The sequence below is a fragment of the Rhizobacter sp. P2_H2 genome (assembly GCF_056403375.1).
On sequence record NZ_JBFUFP010000955.1, the window covers coordinates 1 to 2,108 of the forward strand.

Here is a 2,108-nt window from a genome sequence, read left to right on the forward strand (position 1 = left end):
GTCGTGTCGTATGCGAAGAGCCTGAAGCCGAGCCCGCGCGGCGAGCTGGAGATCACCGACCTGAACCGGCTGTACCTCGAGGCCGGCACGCTCGAAGTGCAGATCTTCGGCCGCGGCGACGCGTGGCTCGACACCGGCACGCACGATTCGCTGCTGGAGGCGAGCGCCTTCATCCAGACGCTCGAGAAGCGGCAAGGCCTGAAGGCCTGCTGCCCCGAGGAGATCTGCTGGCGCAAGGGCTGGATCACGTCGGCGCAGCTCGAAGCGCTGGCCAAGCCCTTGGCCAAGAGCGGCTACGGCCAGTACCTGCTGCAACTGATGCACGACAAGGTGTTCTGATGAAGGTCATCAAGACAGAGATTGCCGACGTGCTGGCGTTCGAGCCGAAGGTGTTCGGCGATGCGCGCGGCTTCTTCATGGAGAGCTACAACGGCCGCGTCTTCGCCGAGGCGGTCGGGCGCGAGACCGTCTTCGTGCAGGACAACCATTCGCGCTCGGCGCGCGGGGTGCTGCGCGGGCTGCACTTCCAGTACGCGCCGCATGCGCAAGGCAAGCTGGTGCGGGTGACGAGCGGCGCGGTGTTCGATGTCGCGGTCGACATCCGCCGCGCGAGCCCGACCTTCGGCCGCTGGGTGGGCATGGAGCTGAGCGCCGAGAACAACCGGCAGCTGTGGATCCCGCCCGGCCTGGCGCACGGCTTCCTGGTGCTGAGCGAGACGGCCGACTTCCTCTACAAGACGACCGACTACTACGCGCCGAAGGAAGAGGGCTGCGTGCGCTGGGACGATCCCGAGCTCGGGATCGYCTGGCCCGACGTCGGTGGCGCGCCGCAGCTGTCGGCCAAGGACGCGGCGGCGTTGCCGCTGCGGGAAGCGAGGCTCGAATGACGAAGGCGATGATCCTCGCGGCCGGCCAGGGCACGCGCGTGCGTCCGCTGACGCGCGACCTGCCGAAGCCGATGGTGCCGATCCTCGGCAAGCCGGTGATGGAGTACCYGATCGAGCACCTGGCGCGCTATGGCGTGCGGCAGATCATGGTCAACGTCGCGTTCAACCACCGCAAGATCGAGAGCCATTTCGGCGACGGCCACCGTTGGGGTGTCGAGATCGGCTATTCGTACGAAGGCGCGCGCGAGCACGGCGAGATCGTGCCGAAGCCGATGGGTTCGGCCGGCGGCATGAAGAAGATCCAGGATTTCTCCGGCTTCTTCGACGAGACGACCATCGTGCTGTGCGGCGATGCACTGATCGACCTGGACTTCGGCGCGGCGCTGTTCGAGCACCGCAGCAAGGGGGCGTTGGCGAGCGTGGTGACGCTGGACGTGCCGCGCAGCGAGGTGCAGAACTACGGCATCGTGAAGTGCGACAAGGACGGCCATGTCGAGTCGTTCCAGGAGAAGCCGAAGCCGGAGGAGGCGCACAGCACGCTGGCCTCGACGGGCATCTACATCTTCGAGCCGTCGGTGCTCGATCTCGTGCCGAGCGGCGCGGTGTTCGACATCGGCAGCCAGCTGTTCCCGCTGATGGTGGAGCGCCAGCTGCCGTTCTATGCGCAGAGCCGCTTCTTCAACTGGATCGACATCGGGCGCGTGAGCGACTACTGGAGCGTGCTGCAGCGGGTGCTGCGCGGCGAGGTGGCGCAGATGGACATGCCGGGGCGCGAGGTGCGGCCGGGCGTGTGGGTGGGGCTGAACACGCGGGTGCCGTGGGACGAGGTGACGATCAACGGGCCGGTGTACATCGGCTCGGGCGTGGAGATCGAGCCGGGCGTGACGATCCAGGGGCCGACGTGGATCGGCACGGGCAGCCACCTGCGGCGCAACTCGAAGGTGGTGCACAGCGTGCTGTTCGAGTACACGCGGATCGGTGAGGGGCAGACGTTCACGGACATGATCGTGGCGCCTTTGTACTGCGTGGATCGCAAGGGCAAGACGTTCTACCAGGGCGACGAGGAATGCACGCTGCGTTGGTCTGACGCACGGGCTTGAGTCTTCTGGTTCTGCGCGGCGCGGCGCGTCGCGGCGCGGCGGGTGAGGGGATGGGCTGGGGGCTCAGCCTCGGCGGTCGGCCCTGGCGGGCCGACTCCACGAAGAAGCTCGGCTTCGGGGG

3 protein-coding genes are annotated in these 2,108 nt (G+C 67.5%); all 3 read left to right on the top strand.

Translation table 11 applies throughout. The features are described from left to right. On the top strand, nt 1–339 hold a 339-nt coding region (locus AC1D15_RS28685; RefSeq protein ID WP_477828691.1), incomplete at its 5' end, for a sugar phosphate nucleotidyltransferase. Next, nucleotides 339–887 (top strand): dTDP-4-dehydrorhamnose 3,5-epimerase, encoded by a 549-nt coding sequence (gene rfbC / locus AC1D15_RS28690; RefSeq protein WP_477828692.1) that lies wholly within the window; start codon nt 339–341, stop codon nt 885–887. The genes AC1D15_RS28685 and rfbC, both read left to right, overlap by 1 nt. Nucleotides 888–895: 8 nt before the next feature. Next, entirely contained in the window at nt 896–1,987 is a 1,092-nt protein-coding gene (locus tag AC1D15_RS28695; protein WP_477828693.1) for a nucleotidyltransferase family protein, read from the top strand. Nucleotides 1,988–2,108: the final 121 nt, after the last annotated feature.